The sequence below is a fragment of the Acetobacterium sp. genome, assembly GCF_030652775.1.
Classification (GTDB): domain Bacteria; phylum Bacillota; class Clostridia; order Eubacteriales; family Eubacteriaceae; genus Acetobacterium.
In genome coordinates, this window is sequence record NZ_JAUSPS010000030.1 from 76912 (window position 1) to 92610 (window position 15699).

At 40.5% G+C, this 15699-nt stretch carries 17 protein-coding genes and 1 tRNA gene; 1 reads left to right on the plus strand and 17 read right to left on the minus strand.

The window, feature by feature from the left end:
• Positions 1-170: 170 nt before the first annotated feature.
• From rsmB to Q7J41_RS05540, 8 genes are read right to left on the minus strand one after another with little or no spacing between them, the layout of a single operon-like run.
• The gene (gene rsmB / locus Q7J41_RS05505; RefSeq protein ID WP_304886013.1) at positions 171-1493 is read right to left on the minus strand and encodes a 16S rRNA (cytosine(967)-C(5))-methyltransferase RsmB; all 1323 of its coding nucleotides are present in this window, start codon (positions 1491-1493) and stop codon (positions 171-173) included.
• Positions 1493-2194, minus strand: coding sequence for a zinc metallopeptidase (locus tag Q7J41_RS05510; RefSeq protein ID WP_304886016.1), 702 nt, complete (start codon positions 2192-2194; stop codon positions 1493-1495). Before Q7J41_RS05510 ends, rsmB begins: the two co-directional genes overlap by 1 nt.
• Positions 2195-2251: 57 nt before the next feature.
• On the minus strand, positions 2252-3193 hold the full coding sequence (fmt, locus tag Q7J41_RS05515) for a methionyl-tRNA formyltransferase (protein ID WP_304886018.1): 942 nt from the start codon (positions 3191-3193) through the stop codon (positions 2252-2254).
• Complete coding sequence (def, locus tag Q7J41_RS05520) at positions 3190-3630, minus strand: peptide deformylase (protein WP_304886020.1); 441 nt, start codon at positions 3628-3630, stop codon at positions 3190-3192. Before def ends, fmt begins: the two co-directional genes overlap by 4 nt.
• Positions 3631-3667: 37 nt before the next feature.
• Positions 3668-6061 (minus strand): primosomal protein N', encoded by a 2394-nt coding sequence (priA, locus tag Q7J41_RS05525; RefSeq protein WP_304886022.1) that lies wholly within the window; start codon positions 6059-6061, stop codon positions 3668-3670.
• Between the two features lie 10 nt (positions 6062-6071).
• Positions 6072-6365: a DNA-directed RNA polymerase subunit omega gene (rpoZ, locus tag Q7J41_RS05530; RefSeq protein WP_304886024.1), complete on the minus strand. Its 294-nt coding sequence runs from the start codon at positions 6363-6365 to the stop codon at positions 6072-6074.
• A 2-nt stretch (positions 6366-6367) separates the two neighbouring features.
• Positions 6368-7039 carry a guanylate kinase gene (gene gmk / locus Q7J41_RS05535; RefSeq protein WP_304886025.1) on the minus strand — a complete coding sequence of 224 codons (672 nt, stop codon included), beginning with the start codon at positions 7037-7039 and terminating at the stop codon, positions 6368-6370.
• Between the two features lie 17 nt (positions 7040-7056).
• Positions 7057-7935: a YicC/YloC family endoribonuclease gene (locus Q7J41_RS05540; protein ID WP_304886026.1), complete on the minus strand. Its 879-nt coding sequence runs from the start codon at positions 7933-7935 to the stop codon at positions 7057-7059.
• A gap of 349 nt (positions 7936-8284) precedes the next feature.
• Here Q7J41_RS05540 and Q7J41_RS05545 point away from each other — a divergent pair, with 349 nt between their 5' ends.
• Entirely contained in the window at positions 8285-10054 is a 1770-nt protein-coding gene (locus Q7J41_RS05545; protein ID WP_304886028.1) for an NFACT family protein, read from the plus strand.
• 1 nt (position 10055) lies between these two features.
• On the opposite strand, the gene Q7J41_RS05550 is transcribed toward Q7J41_RS05545, so the two are convergent.
• From Q7J41_RS05550 to Q7J41_RS05585, 9 genes are all read right to left on the minus strand, one after another.
• The gene (locus tag Q7J41_RS05550) at positions 10056-10973 is read right to left on the minus strand and encodes an RluA family pseudouridine synthase (protein WP_304886030.1); all 918 of its coding nucleotides are present in this window, start codon (positions 10971-10973) and stop codon (positions 10056-10058) included.
• Positions 10974-10994: 21 nt separating this feature from the next.
• On the minus strand, positions 10995-11732 hold the full coding sequence (locus Q7J41_RS05555) for an RNA-binding protein (protein ID WP_304886031.1): 738 nt from the start codon (positions 11730-11732) through the stop codon (positions 10995-10997).
• A gap of 38 nt (positions 11733-11770) precedes the next feature.
• Positions 11771-12064, minus strand: a complete 294-nt coding sequence (locus Q7J41_RS17770; RefSeq protein WP_370650984.1) for a YggT family protein — start codon at positions 12062-12064, stop codon at positions 11771-11773.
• Entirely contained in the window at positions 12048-12536 is a 489-nt protein-coding gene (locus Q7J41_RS05560; protein WP_304886033.1) for a cell division protein SepF, read from the minus strand. The genes Q7J41_RS17770 and Q7J41_RS05560 overlap by 17 nt, the downstream gene beginning before the upstream one ends.
• 14 nt (positions 12537-12550) lie before the next feature.
• The gene (locus Q7J41_RS05565) at positions 12551-13198 is read right to left on the minus strand and encodes a YggS family pyridoxal phosphate-dependent enzyme (protein WP_304886034.1); all 648 of its coding nucleotides are present in this window, start codon (positions 13196-13198) and stop codon (positions 12551-12553) included.
• A gap of 14 nt (positions 13199-13212) precedes the next feature.
• Complete coding sequence (locus tag Q7J41_RS05570) at positions 13213-14328, minus strand: hypothetical protein (RefSeq protein ID WP_304886035.1); 1116 nt, start codon at positions 14326-14328, stop codon at positions 13213-13215.
• A 142-nt stretch (positions 14329-14470) separates the two neighbouring features.
• Positions 14471-14547, minus strand: a tRNA-Pro gene (locus Q7J41_RS05575).
• A gap of 130 nt (positions 14548-14677) precedes the next feature.
• A complete protein-coding gene (locus tag Q7J41_RS05580; RefSeq protein WP_304886037.1) occupies positions 14678-15148 on the minus strand; it encodes a SoxR reducing system RseC family protein in 471 nt (156 codons plus the stop codon).
• The coding region (locus Q7J41_RS05585) for an amino acid--tRNA ligase-related protein (RefSeq protein WP_304886039.1) at positions 15148-15699 on the minus strand (552 nt) is incomplete at its 5' end. The genes Q7J41_RS05585 and Q7J41_RS05580, both read right to left, overlap by 1 nt.

Below are 15699 nucleotides of genomic sequence, written 5' to 3' on the forward strand. Positions count from 1 at the left end.
ATACTATCAGAGAAGCATTACACTCAACGGGATGCTTTACATAGATTATTCTATTATATCAAAATAATTGATCGAATTCAATTTTTTCAAAATTCTTTTTTTCTCTGTTTAAAGTGGTATCTTTTCTTTGGTCATTATTCTTACAGCCAGTCAATTGCTGACTGGCCGTGCTATTTTCTTAGTAAGCACATAAAAAAACTGTCGCAGCCATCCATTTGAGGGCTGGTATAGGTATAGTCATTGCCGTTGTCATCAGGAATGATCTGAAGCTTAGGAAATTTAACCAGCAGTTTACTGATCTGGTTTTCATTTTCATCTTTATTAATGGTGCAGGTTGAATAAAGCAGCTCACCTCCGGGTTTTAAATACCGGACGGCGTTTTCAAGCAGGGTGGCCTGTATTTTTACCAAGGCCTTGCGGCCTTCTTTGGTACTGTGATATTTTATTTCTGGTTTTCGTCTGACAACCCCAAGCCCTGTACAGGGGGCATCCAATAGAATTTTGTCGAAAGAGGCTTCATCGGCCAGTGAAAAATCGCAGCCATCCTGATCTTCCAGTCTGATATTCGTACAACCCAGCCGCTGCATGCTTTGTTCAATAAGTTTCAGCCGGCTGGCATAAACATCGCGTCCAATGATCTGCCCGTCATTATCCATCATCTGGCTAAGATAGGTTGTTTTCCCGCCAGGTGCTGCACACATGTCCAAAATGCGATTCCCCGGCTTGGGATTCAGCCGTTCGACCGTTAGCATCGCAGCCTGATCCTGAATCAGAAAATGGCCATCTCGATACAAATGGGAATTTTCAATGTTGTTTTCAAAAATCCCCAGGTTTGTCAGATGAATGGCATTAGGCGACAGGTTTCCGGGTATTGCCTCGACTCCGGCCTCCTGTAAATCTTGAATTAATTGTTTTTGTGACGTTTTCAGGGTATTACACCGCACTGTAAAGGGGGGTTTTTCATTCAGCAAGGGAATAATCGCCTCGGCCTTCTCGACCCCATAGACTTCATAATATTTATGGACAATCCACAGCGGTAGCGAATAACGGATTGATAAAGCTTCCTTTTCATTATCCCAGTTTTCGAACTTGAATCCTTTTCCGTCACTTTCTATTTTTCGCATAATGTTTCGCAACACGCCGTTGATAAAGCCTTTCGCCTGGGGTTGAATTTCAGCGGCTAAATTGACCGATTCATTAACAATGGCATAGTTGGGAATCTTATCCAAAAAATAGAGTTGATAAATAGCTATTCTTAATATTTCACTGACCTCTTTATGCAATTTATTCACTGGTCGGCTACTTTGCTGTTTAATTAAATAATCCAGATAGATCTGATTCTGAAGACAACCATAAACAATATTTAAATAAAGCCGACGGTCATCATCTTTAATGGAAAAGCGCTGTAAATTTCTCTTGATTTCCAAATTAGAGTAGGCGCCATCATAGTCAATTTTCAGCAGGGTTTCTAACGCAAGTTTTCGAATATTCATCAATCTCTCGAACCTCTTAATACGATTAGTCTGATCAACGTTAACAAAGACATCAACGCTGCTGCGACATAGGTCAGGGCGGCGGCTCTTAAAACCTTTTTCACCCCAACTTCTTCGCCCGGCTGCAGCAGATTGTTGTCAACCAGTGCCGTAATGGCACGCTTGCTGGCATTGAATTCGACCGGTAAGGTAATCACCGTGAAGAAGAGACTAAATGAAAACAGAATAATTCCCAGATTCATAAACATCGTCCCCCAGCCAGAAGTTTGCCCGAAGAAAAGTCCGATAAAGAAAATCGGCCAGGCTAAATTTGAGGCAAAACCGGTAATCGGCACAATAAAACCTCTAAACCGCAGTGGCCAGTATCCTTCCTTGTCCTGTATGGCATGCCCGGTTTCATGGGCGGCAATGCCAACTGCTGCCACGCTGGCCTGCTGGCCAACCCCTGAAGACAAGCGCATGATTTTACTCCGGGGGTCATAGTGGTCGGTCAGATTACCAGCCACATTTTCGATGCCAACGGCATTCAAACCATTGGCATTTAATAATCGCCGTGCTGCATCGGCTCCGGTCATCCCATTTTTAGTCGGCACTTTGCTGTATGCTTTGTAGGCACTGCTCACCTGGTGCTGAGCATAGGCGGCGAAAATGATTCCCGGAACAAGTATCAACAGTGTCCAATAATATTCTAAAAAAAACATCGCATATCCTCCTGTAATTTTTTTATCTTAGCATAATTTTCTAAAGAACTGCTTAGACTAGTTTAAAGTAGTTCCAATCTCCAGTTTTTTCCCGCGTAAAAAAACAGTGGCATCCATCCGCTTTTTACCTGGTGCTTGAATTGATCCAACTTTAAGGGCGCCGTCCTGGGTTTTAATCACAAGACCATCCCGGTCGTTGGCAATAAGAATGGTTCCCGGGTTTTCCTGCCCTTCCCAGGCCATGATCTCCGGATGAAAGCACTTAATTTTTTCATCATGGTACATTACATAAGCCCCTGGTGCCGGATCCGTTCCATTAATCAGAAATAATATTTGCCGGCTGTTTTTGCCCCAATTGATATGGCCGGTATCTTTAAGTATCTTCTCTGCATAAGTGGCCATCACTTCGTCTTGGGGAACTGGTTTTAGCGATCCTTCCACTACCTTTTTCAGGGTTTCAATTAATAGACCTCCGCCTAAAACAGACAAATCCTGGTAAAGACTCTGAAAAGTTGTGGTCTCGTTAATCGGACATTCTGCCTTTGACAACATATCTCCGGTGTCCATTCCTTCACCCATTTGCATAATGGTGACCCCTGTTTTTACTTTTCCATCGATGATAGCCCGTTGGATCGGTGCTGCGCCGCGATACTCCGGTAATAGTGAACCATGGATATTTAATGCCCCCAAAGGCGGCATTTCTAAGATTTCTTTAGACAGGATCTGTCCATACGCCGCAACAATAAAAATATCCGCTTCAAAACTCTTCAATTGTTCAATAAATTGGGGATCTTTAATTTGTTCGGGCTGTAAAACTGTGATACCCAGTGCTAATGCTTTAGCTTTTAACGGCAGTATTTCTACCTTATTTCCTCTCTTATTGGGTCGATCCGGCTGGCAGATTGCTGCGACAACTTGATACTCGTCAGATACCAGGTTTTCCAGGGCGGGAACACCGAAATCGGTAGTCCCCATAAATATCACCTTAATTTTTTTCATTTCTCGACTCGATCAATAAACAAGATCCCATCTAGGTGGTCAAGTTCGTGACAAACAGCTCGCGCCAGCAAATCCGAACAGAAAAGTTGAAAAACCGTGCCTTCCAGATCGGTTGCTTCAACCACCAATGATTGTGGTCGTTTAACCAAACCCGACTGTTCCGGAAGACTGAGGCAGGCCTCTTCATCCTCTTCTTCACCTTCGGTCGATATGATGGTGGGATTAATAAAGGTCATCGCTCCGTCACCAACATCGATCACAAACAAGCGTTTTAAAATGCCGACCTGTGGGGCTGCCAATCCAACACCATCGGCATTATTCATGGTTTCCACCATGTCATCATTTAATATTTTTATTTTTTCGTCTATTTCTTCGATCACCCGAGATTTTTTTCTAAGAATTGGGTCTTCATCGATTCTGATTTGTCGTGTAGCCATTTTTTCCTCCTGATTCGCTGATCATTAAATCTGTTTTTTATACATTTATTTGAATGGAAACTTTTGATTTCAATTCTTCTATTATACCAAGCCTGATGATTTTTGGCATTAAATTTCGAAAAACACCTGTTTCCGATGTCTTAAGGACAATTTGATAGGTGATATTCCCACCCCTAGTCACACCAATTCGCACCGGTTTGTAAACCCCATGTCCAATTCCGTATTCTTTCAATTCTTCTTTGATGGCAACATACAGTCGAAATGCGTCATTTTCCGCTTCCTTTTCATTCTTTTGAAAAACCCCGAAACTGACCATGTCGACAATCGGCGGATATTTCAGCAATTCTCGATAGTGAATTTCGCCCCGGTAAAACTCCTGAAAGCTTTCGTTTCTGATCGAATAAATTGTTTCATTTTCCGGTTCATGGGTTTGAATCAGTCCCTTTGTTTCGTCATCCATCGCTTTTTCAAAAAAACGGCTATATGTCTGATAAACTGTTTCCGAGGCCTGATAGTTCCCCTGATTAAGATCCCGATCAATAAGAACGGCGGCCGCAACCCCAACATTTGTTAAATTAAAGTGCTTGATAATAACCTGAGTTCCGATTAAAACATCAATTTCACCGTTGCCAATAGCCCTGTTCATTTTTTTTATTTCAGTTCGCTTCATATTCCCCGAAACGGAGCCGATTCGGATCCCTGGAAAAACTTTTCCAAGATACTCTTCTAATTGATCGATCCCAAAACCCATGTGTCTGATTTTGTCGCTGCCGCAATCCGGACATCGCAAAGGAACCGCCATTTTATATCCGCAATAATGACAATGCAGGGAATGATCATAATTAAAGTATTTTAATGAGACACCGCAGTGAGGACATTTTTCGATATGGCCGCAATTACGGCATAAGATGCTGTTGGCATAGCCCTTATTATTAATAAATAGTACACTCATGCGTTTTTGCTCAAAGCCGCTTTGCATATACTTAAGTAAGATCCGGCTTAAAATGCCCATATTTCCCTGGTGCATTTCTTTTTGCATATCGACGATTTCAATGGCGTGTCGAAGTTTCTGTTCTGAACCGATTTGAATCATTGCCATCGCTTTTTTTTCGATTTGGTACCAGGTGGTAACCCGGGGCGTGTCATCTGCGATGATATAAGTAGCCCCCATTATTTCACATGCTTTTTTGGCAATATCAACGATGTGAAACCGTGGTGTTGAGATACTGATATGAGACGGATCATGTTCGTCATCAATGATGATCAGACCCAAATTTTCAAACGGCAAAAACAGCGCTGATCGTACCCCAATCACAACTTTTATCTCCCCGGTTTGAACCCGCTGATACAGTTCTGCGCGTTGTTTTTGGGTGAGCCGTCCGTGAAAAACACCAACCTGATCACCAAAGTATTTGTAGAACATTTCCATCCGCTGAAATGTCATATTGACTTCTGGAAAGATAATAACGACAGACTTGTCAGCTTTCAACTGGTCTTCAATGGCTTTGAAAAACAGCCGATATTTACTGGCCCCATCAAAAACATGAAAAAAAACACCCGCCATCACTTTTGTCAATTCCTGGTACCGGCTGTAATACTGTTGTTCTTGGTTTGATAAAATGACTGACTGGTCTTCTTTTTCTGCTCCTGGCGAATTAAGCCGCTGCGCTTGTGATAAAGTCTTGTATTTAATAACATAGTCTTTTTGAATTAAAGGATTCAAGCTTTTTTCAAATTGTGCCGATACCATTTTCAGATCTCCTGCCGTCATGTCATGATGGCACAGGCAGTCCATCAGCTCGCGCTGTTTTTTACCAATTTTTTTATCCCTGTCAATGGCTTCCCGCCCTATGTCGGTAAGATGATAGCTTGTTTCGGGCGAATCATCCTCTCCGTTTAGATCGCTCAGAATTCTCCAATTCTTCTTAGCATCGACAATTTTTTTCTCGGCCAGGCCAGTTAGAATAACTCGATCTTCCGGTTTTACTCTTTTTATTAAAAGCGCACTGCTGTCATCACTAAAATAGTGCTCTAGAAACCAGTTTTCTTTCAAATCCAGATCAAAGCTACCCTGTTTTTTATAATAATAGGTCTCCTGTTTGATTTGAACCGACATGGTAAAATAAGAAAGGGCTTCATAAAATAAAGAACAATAGGTGGTCTTCATCCAAAGACACAATTCTATTTGTTCTTTATTTAAAATTGGCTGATTATCAATATTTTCATTAATTTCTTTAATTTTGCCCGAATAATCAGTTGTTTCTTTAATTCGTATGACGAAAGCTTCAACCCGCCGATTTCCGAATCCAAATGAAACAACAATGCGCATCCCCGCTGCAATAACCGCTTCCAGCTGCTGTGGAATTAGATAGTCATAGGCGTGATCGATACGTTTGTTCGTCTGGTTTAAAAAAACTTCGGCAATTTTCACGGTCAATAACCTATTCAGTAATCGTTATTTTTTCTTCAGTTTCGTTACTGCTAAATAAAACCGAATCTGATTCTTTGACCGCTTCATGATGTTGATCAGCCTCCGGTTCAGGAACCTTGTGAACGCAGTGAATCATATCTTCGGCAATCTCATTGGTCGCAATCGTAACCGGATTGTCAATTTTAATTTTTACCAGCGGCTCATCCCCATCCACTATTTCTCTTGCCCGCTTTGCTGTTGCCAGAACCAGAGAATATTTATTTTCTGCTTTAGCAATTAACTCATTTAATGCTGGATATCGCATTGTTACCTCCCAAGAATATCTTCAATTTTATTTTTAAGTCGTTCGGTTCGGCATTTTTCCGCCGTTATGATGCTTTGTACCCGTTGTGCCGCATCGTCCAGATCGTCATTGATGACAATATAACTATAATCATCGGCATTTTTCATTTCTTCATAGGCACAATTTAAACGTATTTCCATTTGTTCTTTGCTTTCGGTTCCCCGTTCTTCAATTCGCCGTCGCAGTTCCTGCATCGATGGCGGAACGATAAAAATATAAATACCTTCTTTGTAATTGGTTCGAACCTTTGCGGCTCCCTGGATGTCAATTTCCAGGATCACATCAAATCCAGATTCCAATAAATCCTCGACGTAATCTTTAGGTGTTCCATAATAGTTTTCATAGACTGTTGCATATTCCAGATATTGTCCTTGTTTGATTCTTTCTTCAAAACTTTCTTTGGAAATATAAAAATACTCCCGTCCATGCTTCTCACTGTTTCTTGGCTGACGTGTTGTTTCCGAAATTGACAGCCGCAAATCTGGATTTTTTCGGCAGATGATCTTACATACACTTCCCTTGCCGGCACAGGATGGTCCTGATATAACAATGAGAATACCTTTTTCACGTTCAAAAAAAGCTTCAGTTAATTGTTCTTCTTTTAATTCCTTATTTACTACTGGACAATCACTCATAGACTTATTTAACACCCCTACTCAATATTTTGAATTTGTTCTCTTATTTTTTCAATCTCACTCTTAACATCAACAACAATATTTGCAATGGCTAAATCACTGGCTTTTGAACCGATGGTATTGATTTCTCGATTCACTTCCTGAATCAGAAAATCCAGTTTTCGGCCAACCGGTTCCGTTTCCTCGGCCATGCCTTCCAACCGATCCAAGTGGCTTTGAAGCCGGGTTAATTCTTCATCGATGTTCAGTTTATCGGTCATTAGGGCAACCTCAGTTAATAAACGTTTTTCGTCTATTTCAACCGAATCGATATAGGAAGATATTTTTTCCCGCAATTCATTTCTGTACCGTTCCAGCATGTCCGGACTTTTTTCTTTGATCTTTTTAACATGCTCCCGGACGACGCAGCAGCGATTGACCACATCCTTTTTTAATGCACTTCCTTCGCATTCACGGCTGGCATCGACTTCTTCAAGTGTTTTTACCAAAACCGGTTGAAGCTTCAACCAGATGCTTTCATAATCATCAATGTCTTCTTCAATCATAATGACATCCGGAAATTTCGAAATCAGCGATAAACTCAGGTCATCGCCAATCATTGAATCAAGTCGACGAATTTCGTTTAATACCGAAATATAATTTTTGGCTAAATCCCGATTAAAGACAATCCGACGATTTTTTGTGCCCAATTCCGAATATTTAATGAATATCTCAATCCGTCCTCGCGCAACACTTTGCGAAACCGTATTTCTGATTTTCTCTTCGATTGGATTAAGCGTTTTGGGAATTTTAACAAAAAAATCTCTGAAACGATGGTTAATTGTTTTAATCTCAATTGAACAATCAATTGCCTCATCACGATAATCTTTCCGCCCAAAGCCTGTCATACTTTTCATGATGTTTCTCCATTTCCATTTTAATCCACCCGGTTAATTTCAGTTAAATAGTTTAGTGAAATTATTGCCCGGCCACTGCTTTTTTTAGTAATTGCATTCGTATTTTTACTGCAAGATTATTAAGTACTATGACATAAAAGCGTTTTTTACATAGCTACCTAATCAATATACTATATCTAATTCCCATAAAAAAGTCAACGATTCCCTACTTATTAAACACTAAATAGCATTTAATTTTACTTTCCTTAATGGTTCCTTATGTCTATCATTTAAAAACCCTTTTACATCCTTGGAGAACGTGATAAAATCATCCCATCTCTATCCATCTATTTGAAAGGAGCATTTTTATATGGCTTATGATGGCGTTACCCTATATCACTTAATACAAGAATTTAAAACCCTCTTAATTGGAGGTCGTATACGAAAAATCTATCAACCGGAAATCGATGAAATCCGGCTTTTAGTGAATCATGGAAATCAAAAACATCATGTCTTACTTTCGGCCAACGCTAGTAATCCGCGCGCTTATATGACCGAAAAGATCAAAGAAAATCCCAGTGCACCACCCAGTTTTTGTATGGTATTGAGGAAGTACATTCTTAACGGAACGATTGTTGATATCACCCAGCATGAAACGGATCGAATCATGGAAATTTCCATATCATCAAAAAATGATTTTAATGAAACGGTGATCCGCAAACTGCTGGTAGAAATAATGGGACGAAACAGCAATATTATCCTGGTTGATGAATCGATGAAAATCCTCGATTCGATGAAAAAAGTCGGTTCAACTTCCAGTCGCTACCGCCAAATTCTTCCTGGTCGAGATTATATTTATCCCCCGGAAAATAACCGTCATGGGTTTTTTGATCTTGAAGCAGAACATTTTAATGCGTTGCTGACCAATTATAGCGAAGCGACGGTGGAAAAATTCTTTATTCAGGCTTTTCTGGGAATCAGCCCCAACATTGGTAAAGAGATTGCTTTCAGAAGCGGCATCGACTCCAATTGCCTCGTAACCAATCTCACCAAAAAGCAAAAGCAATTTTTATGCGAAGGGTTTACTCAGGTTATTTCGGAAATAGAAAAAAAAGCTGAACCTGTCATTATCTACCTTGGTCGAAAAATGGTGGACTTTTCAACGGTCGACCTCCATTATTTACGGGCTGATCATCGTTATGAATCCTACCCCTCCATTTCAGAAATGCTCGAGGCATATTATTTTAAACGGGATAAAGCCCTGCGCTTCAAAACACGGGCAGCTAATCTTCGTCAACAGCTTGATATTCTTGTTAAAAAGAATAAAAAAAAGCTGAACAACCTCCAACAAGATGTGGACGCTTCTCACAAAAACGAGAAGTTTAAGCTTTACGGCGATTTAATCACCGCCAATATCTATGCCATTGAAAAAGGTCAGGAAATTGCGACACTGGTTAACTATTACGATCCTGACGCTCAGACTATTGATATTCCGCTAAAAGTCAACCGAACTCCCGCCCAGAACGCCCAACACTATTATAAAAAATACAACAAAAGCAAAATTGCCCTGAAACATCTGGCTGGCTATATCTTAGAAACTGAAGAAAAAGTTTACTATCTGGAGAGCCTGGTCAACAGCTTGGATCAATCCACTGAGTTGGCCGAACTGGATGAAATCCGTCACGAATTTCTCCATTCCGAATTTAATAAAAAAGCCCTTTCCAAGGAAGACAAGAAAAAACAGATTCCTTCTAAACCCCTGCACTATGTTTCCTCCGAAGGGTTCCATATTTTTGTTGGTAAAAACAATTATCAGAATGATTTCATATCGACAAAAATGGGCAAGAGCGAGGACTGCTGGCTTCATGTCAAAGATGCCCCTGGTTCCCATGTGCTGATTATGGCTGGCGGTCGTTTCATCACCGAGAAGACCCTGTTAGAAGCTGGTAATTTGGCCGCCTGGTACAGTAAATCAAGAGGTTCCAGCAATGTTCCGGTTGATTATCTTGAGTTTAAATATCTAAAAAAGCCCAGCAAGGCAAAACCGGGCATGGTTATCTTTACCAACCAAAATACCATGTATGTAACCCCAACTCAGGAGGGGGTTGAAACAATGGAAATCATCACCGATACTATTTAGCCTATTTCAGATTTTTTAATATTGATTTAAACGCCGGTGGAACCGGAGCTCTGAAAACGAGACTTTCCCCGGTTCTGGGATGGGTAAAACCCAGAGTATGGGCGTGGAGACATTGACCCGCTGTTTTAAAGGGATTGTTCTTGTCTCCTTTGCCATACAAGGGATCGCCGGCCAGCGGATGACCGATTTTCTCCATATGCACGCGGATTTGGTGGGTTCGACCGGTTTCCAGCTGAAAACGGAGGAGGGTATACTGGGCATACCGCTTAACCACTTCAAAATGAGTAATCGCCGGTTTTGAGTTTTTTTCCACCACTGCCATTTTTATCCTGAGCTGTTCATGTCTGCCAATGGGCATATCCACCGTACCACGGTTGGGTTTGACATTTCCCTTGACCAGACCATAATAGCGTCTGAGGATACTATGCTCCTTTAGCTGTTCAGACAAACTTCGATGCGCAATGTCATTTTTGGCAATCATCAGTAATCCTGAGGTATCCTTATCAATCCGGTGAATGATGCCCGGCCGCATGACGCCATTTATATTTGACAAATTTTTTGTATGATACAGTAATCCATTAACGAGGGTCCCGCTGCTGTTCCCCGGGGCAGGGTGCACTACCATTCCCTGGGGCTTATTAACGACGATCACATCTTCATCTTCATAGATGATGACAAGCGGAATGTCTTCTGCTGCCATATGACATGCCACCGGTTCAGGAATCATCAAGGTGATGTTTTCTCCTGGTTTAACATGATAACTGGCTTTCTTTTTCAGCCCATTAACCAAAACATCCCCGGTCGCAATCAATCGCTTAATATATTCTCTTGAATAATCCCCCGGCAAAGCGCAGCAAAAATGATCCAGTCGCTGCTCGGTCTCTTCTGGGACAATAAATTCATTTCGCTCTTTAGTCATATAGCTCTCCCTTTTTATCAATCATATGTATCGATCCACTTCTAGACGGATGTTTCCTTTTTTTGTCCGCTCATCCATCCCAATTATTTTTGCCTTGCCTTTTCCTCGCAGTGAAATAATATCGCCGGATTTCAGCCGGAAATCATTTTTATTGATCTCCGTATAATTCACCCGCACCTTACCCTGTTTGATTAAAATAAGGCTATTCTGTCTGGAAAAGCCCCATATTTTATTGATGATCCCATCGATCCGGTTCGAAGCGACAACCACAGACATCCGCTTAAAACTCTTTTCAAAGCTCTGAATCTGCTGACAGTCTTTAATCGTGGTTTTTATTTCTCGGCCTTTAACCTGATTCAAATTGATCCATAAAAAGTCCTGCAGTCGCTGATGAGCAATAATCTGCACCTTATCTTCACCCACGTCGATATCGCCGATGCTCTCCCGGGTTATCCCCAGATGCATGAGTTCTCCCAATACATTTCGATGATCGATGGGAATTATTTTGTCAAACTCAATGGCAAAAATTGGCCATTCCAGATCCTCCGATGATACATAATCCGGATAAATACATAGCATTTTTCGCTCGGCATCCGGGTGTCCTCCAAAAAATAGATAAGGGACACCACTATGCTTAATGGTGTCCTTTATTTTTTGTTGAAACACTTCATCATAAAAATCAAAGAATCGGGGTTCAAAATTTTTATCGCACGCATCTGCAATACGTGATAATAAAAAAATATCTTTTTTATCTGTCATAAGACATCCCTTCAACATTTAAATGTCAGAATTTAATTTTAAAAAATGAACATTACGATCATTTTATAAAGCGGAAACAGCACAATTTGCATTAAAAGAATAGCGGCAAAAGCTGATAAATCCAATGGCCCTATGACTGTAAAACGTCGTAGCGGTGATAAAATGGGTTCCGTTAAGCCATAAATTGTCTTAACAAAAATATTATTTGGATCAGGGCTTACCCAACTGAAAATAATGTTCACAAAGATTAATAGCGTGACCAATTCAAATAATAGATTACCCGCTTGTATAAGAATTCCCTGGATCATAAACGACCTATTCCATATCCTCATCCCACTCTAAAATCGGGGCATTGAAATCCAAATCATCATGCTGAGGATTTGTTAAAACAGCAACCGCTTTCGGAGCTAATATAAATACATTGTCCGCTATTTTGTTAATTGAACCATCCAATGCAAATAGAGCACCACTTAAGAAATCGAAAATCTTACGACCATTTTCATAATCGGTATTTTTTAAATTCAGCACTACTGTTTTGTTATTGCGAATTTTATTGCAAATACTCGGAGCATCTTTGAAAACTTCAGGTTCCAACACTAAAACTTCTGGACCGTCGTCAAGGGATAATTCGCTTCGTCTTGAAGGTGCCGTTCTCTTTGCTTTTGGCGCACTAAAGGCACTTTTTGTATCTTCGACATCGTCGTCATATACATCTTCTTCGTAAATCTCGTCGTAACCATCCTCATTGTCTACTTCCATGCCAAAAACCTTAATAATTTTATCCTTAAATTTCTCTGCTGCCATTGTATATCTCCTAACTAACTAAATATTTTGCGTCCAACTCTTATCATATTGGATCCCTCTTCTATTGCAATGGTATAATCATCAGTCATACCCATAGACAGATAATTCATTTGAATAATCCCGTCCACAGATTCTTCTTTTATTCTATCATAAATTTTCTTTAATTCCACAAAAATCTCACGAATTTTGTCATTATTTTGGGTTAATGGTCCCATTGCCATCAGTCCTTTGACTCTGACAAACTGATATCCGGTCAATGCTTCCAAAATAGCATTCAGATCTTCCCGCAGAATTCCTGATTTACTATCTTCCCGAGCCAAATTCAATTGAAGTAACACATTAGTAACAATTCCCTGTTTCTTGCTTTCGCGTTCAAGTACATCAAGCAATTCAATTGAATCGACTGAATGAATCAGAAATGTCTTGCCAATGATATATTTCACCTTATTTTTTTGCAAATGTCCAATAAAATGCCACCGGGGACGATCTCCCAGAACCTCGTACTTTTTGAGAAAATCCTGAACCCTGCTTTCGCCGAGATCATCGACCCCTGACTCCAGCACCGCTTTGGTATCTTCTAAACTTTGATATTTGGAAACTGCAACAAGGGTGACTTGATCTGGTATTTCTGACTTTATCCGATTTATATTATCTGAAATCACTGTTTTTCACATCCTTAAGGGTAAATACTGATGCGCATCCCGCTGTTTAAGTTTGGATTGTCTACTGTTTTTAAAACCGCATTGCCATTGTTATATTTTTCGACAACAACTGACCGGGAATCGCTGAAGTATCCTTTTGTAACGGTATTAATCATTGTTTCTTCATTTTTTTTGTAAACGGCGCTTTTGGGGATTTCATAAGCACTGTAGTCCTGAATATAAATGTCTGTTTTGCCGATTACCACCTTTGAAAAATCATTGACATAATCTTTAAGCATCAAAACGACAATTTTTTGACTTCCTTCATCTACAACATCGACAAAGTAGCCGGAATAAACCTTATCTTCATATTCAAAGCGCAGCTTGGGAAAATAGTAAAGCTGATCTACCCGCTTGACCAAAAATTCATAGTAGTCCTGGTTTATCCCACTGTCAGCTGTACCCATTAATTCAGTTTTAAGGGTAACAACTTCTTCTTCACCCATAATGGTCATATCAGTGGGCATCGAAAAAGCCACATAAATATGGTCGTTATTGACAACCTTCAAAAGTCCCTCAGATTCCTGATCAACTTTGCTCGCAGTTTTTAGAAATGTTGCATTAATGTACGGAAGCATGCTTTCACTTAAGGCTTTTTCAACTGGCTGAATGGATGTGTATACATATCCACTTGACAGCAGACCCAATTCATTAAGTGCAATATTTCTGGTCTCTCCACCAAGCAGTCCAACAAGTGTCTGCCGTTTTTGTTGAAGCGCCGCCAAATCAAGACCCATATATTGAACCGATTCAATTAGGAAGTTTTTTCGTTCCCGTTCAGTTTCTCCGATTTGATTGGTAATACTCGAAATGCCCTGATAGTTCGACACGATGTCACCAACAATCCGACCCCAATTATTATAATACTCTTCTTTGATAATCGTGTCAATGACAGCAATTTGTTCGTTTAAGTAATCTGTATTGACAACCTTTGGTGCATTTGTCAACGGTTTGTACCCGTTGGCTTTTTCTCCTTCCAGCAGGGAAAGATCACTGGCCTGGAAATCATCGATCACCCGATAGTCAATATCTTTAAAAAAATACATCTCTGTTTTGTACGATTCGGTATAATCCTTTTTTTCGAGCAGCATGCTCATATTACCTCGATAACTCGAAATAATAATTATTGCTACAATAAAAAAAAAACGATGCCAACAACAATTTTTCTTAAAGAATTGACTCGTCTATTATTTTTTCTTTTAATTTGTCCCATATTTTCACCTTAATAAAAAATGGTCTGAGTGAGAGGATTTGAACCTCCGGCCTCTTGACCCCCAGTCAAGCGCGCTACCAAGCTGCGCTACACCCAGACAGTAAATATATTATAATGATAAATGAAGGATTAATCAAGCTTTTTTTTATTTAATTCATTTAAACCCATTAAAATATATAAATATTTAAGGGTATCTGCGTCAAATACCCGCAGATACCGCTTTTTATTTAATTCCCCATGCGTTTTTCCATGGGTGTGGAGATGGTTTCAGTGTTCTCAATGACAGCGATGATCACCGGCTGGTATTTACTATTAAACCGCCCCTGCCGATCAAAATAACGGATCACCAGATAAGCTATGGCAGTCAGGCCAATACCTGTTAAAAACGAGGTCAGCACTTGATCCCACCCGACGCTTAAAGCGTCAACCAGATAGTACGCAACACAACTTCCCAAGATGAAGGCAATCAACGGTATGCCATACATGATAAATGCCGCAACAAAGACATTTGCAAATTGCATCTCCACCTCAACGGTTTCGCCGCTGTGAGCATTGACTGAGTTTTTAGCTGTTGTCAACATAACCGATTGGTCTTTGCTGACATGACAGGCGCCGCAATCACCGCACGCTGAATTACGCTTAATCTCAACTTCGGCATTATTTCCCCGAAGCGCTTTAACCGTTCCTATTTCTTTCATTACAATTCATCCACAGAGATGCCCAGATCGATGAGTTGATCCAGACTTGCACTAGCTGGTGCATCCATCATCAGACAACCATGATTTTGAGTTTTCGGGAAAGCAATAACGTCACGGATATTATCATTATCGGTAAGCAGCATCACCAGACGATCCAAACCAAATGCCAGTCCACCATGGGGTGGCGTTCCATATTTAAGGGCTTCCAGCAGAAATCCAAACTGTTCCCATGCTGATTCCTGGGTAAAGCCCAAGGCTTTGAATACTTTTTCCTGGATATCCTGGTTGTGGATACGAATGCTTCCGCCCCCCAGTTCGACACCGTTCACGACCATATCATAGGCGTCCGCCCGGACTTTTAACAGATCTGTTTCCAGATACTGCAAGTCTTCTTCCAGCGGCATCGTAAAGGGATGATGTTTCGCCGTATAACGACCTGCTTCCGCATCATACTCCAACAAAGGAAAATCAGTTACCCAGAGGAAATTGTATTGGTCTTTTAAATCATATTCCAATTTACGTGCCAGTTCCAATCGTAATTGACCCAAAGC

What these genes read in the sequence shown, in the direction of transcription:
- Q7J41_RS05560 (WP_304886033.1), bottom strand. Translation starts at nt 12,536, where the DNA reads ATGGCAGCAGAGAAATTTAAGGATAAAATTATTAAGGTTTTTGGCATG.
- rpoZ (WP_304886024.1), bottom strand. Translation starts at nt 6,365, where the DNA reads ATGCGATATCCAGCATTAAATGAGTTAATTGCTAAAGCAGAAAATAAA.
- Q7J41_RS05570 (WP_304886035.1), bottom strand. Translation starts at nt 14,328, where the DNA reads ATGCTGCTCGAAAAAAAGGATTATACCGAATCGTACAAAACAGAGATG.
- def (WP_304886020.1), bottom strand. Translation starts at nt 3,630, where the DNA reads ATGGCTACACGACAAATCAGAATCGATGAAGACCCAATTCTTAGAAAA.
- fmt (WP_304886018.1), bottom strand. Translation starts at nt 3,193, where the DNA reads ATGAAAAAAATTAAGGTGATATTTATGGGGACTACCGATTTCGGTGTT.
- Q7J41_RS05550 (WP_304886030.1), bottom strand. Translation starts at nt 10,973, where the DNA reads ATGACTAAAGAGCGAAATGAATTTATTGTCCCAGAAGAGACCGAGCAG.
- Q7J41_RS05510 (WP_304886016.1), bottom strand. Translation starts at nt 2,194, where the DNA reads ATGTTTTTTTTAGAATATTATTGGACACTGTTGATACTTGTTCCGGGA.
- Q7J41_RS05540 (WP_304886026.1), bottom strand. Translation starts at nt 7,935, where the DNA reads ATGAAAAGTATGACAGGCTTTGGGCGGAAAGATTATCGTGATGAGGCA.
- Q7J41_RS17770 (WP_370650984.1), bottom strand. Translation starts at nt 12,064, where the DNA reads ATGAGGATATGGAATAGGTCGTTTATGATCCAGGGAATTCTTATACAA.
- rsmB (WP_304886013.1), bottom strand. Translation starts at nt 1,493, where the DNA reads ATGAATATTCGAAAACTTGCGTTAGAAACCCTGCTGAAAATTGACTAT.
- gmk (WP_304886025.1), bottom strand. Translation starts at nt 7,039, where the DNA reads ATGAGTGATTGTCCAGTAGTAAATAAGGAATTAAAAGAAGAACAATTA.
- Q7J41_RS05545 (WP_304886028.1), top strand. Translation starts at nt 8,285, where the DNA reads ATGGCTTATGATGGCGTTACCCTATATCACTTAATACAAGAATTTAAA.
- Q7J41_RS05555 (WP_304886031.1), bottom strand. Translation starts at nt 11,732, where the DNA reads ATGACAGATAAAAAAGATATTTTTTTATTATCACGTATTGCAGATGCG.
- Q7J41_RS05580 (WP_304886037.1), bottom strand. Translation starts at nt 15,148, where the DNA reads ATGAAAGAAATAGGAACGGTTAAAGCGCTTCGGGGAAATAATGCCGAA.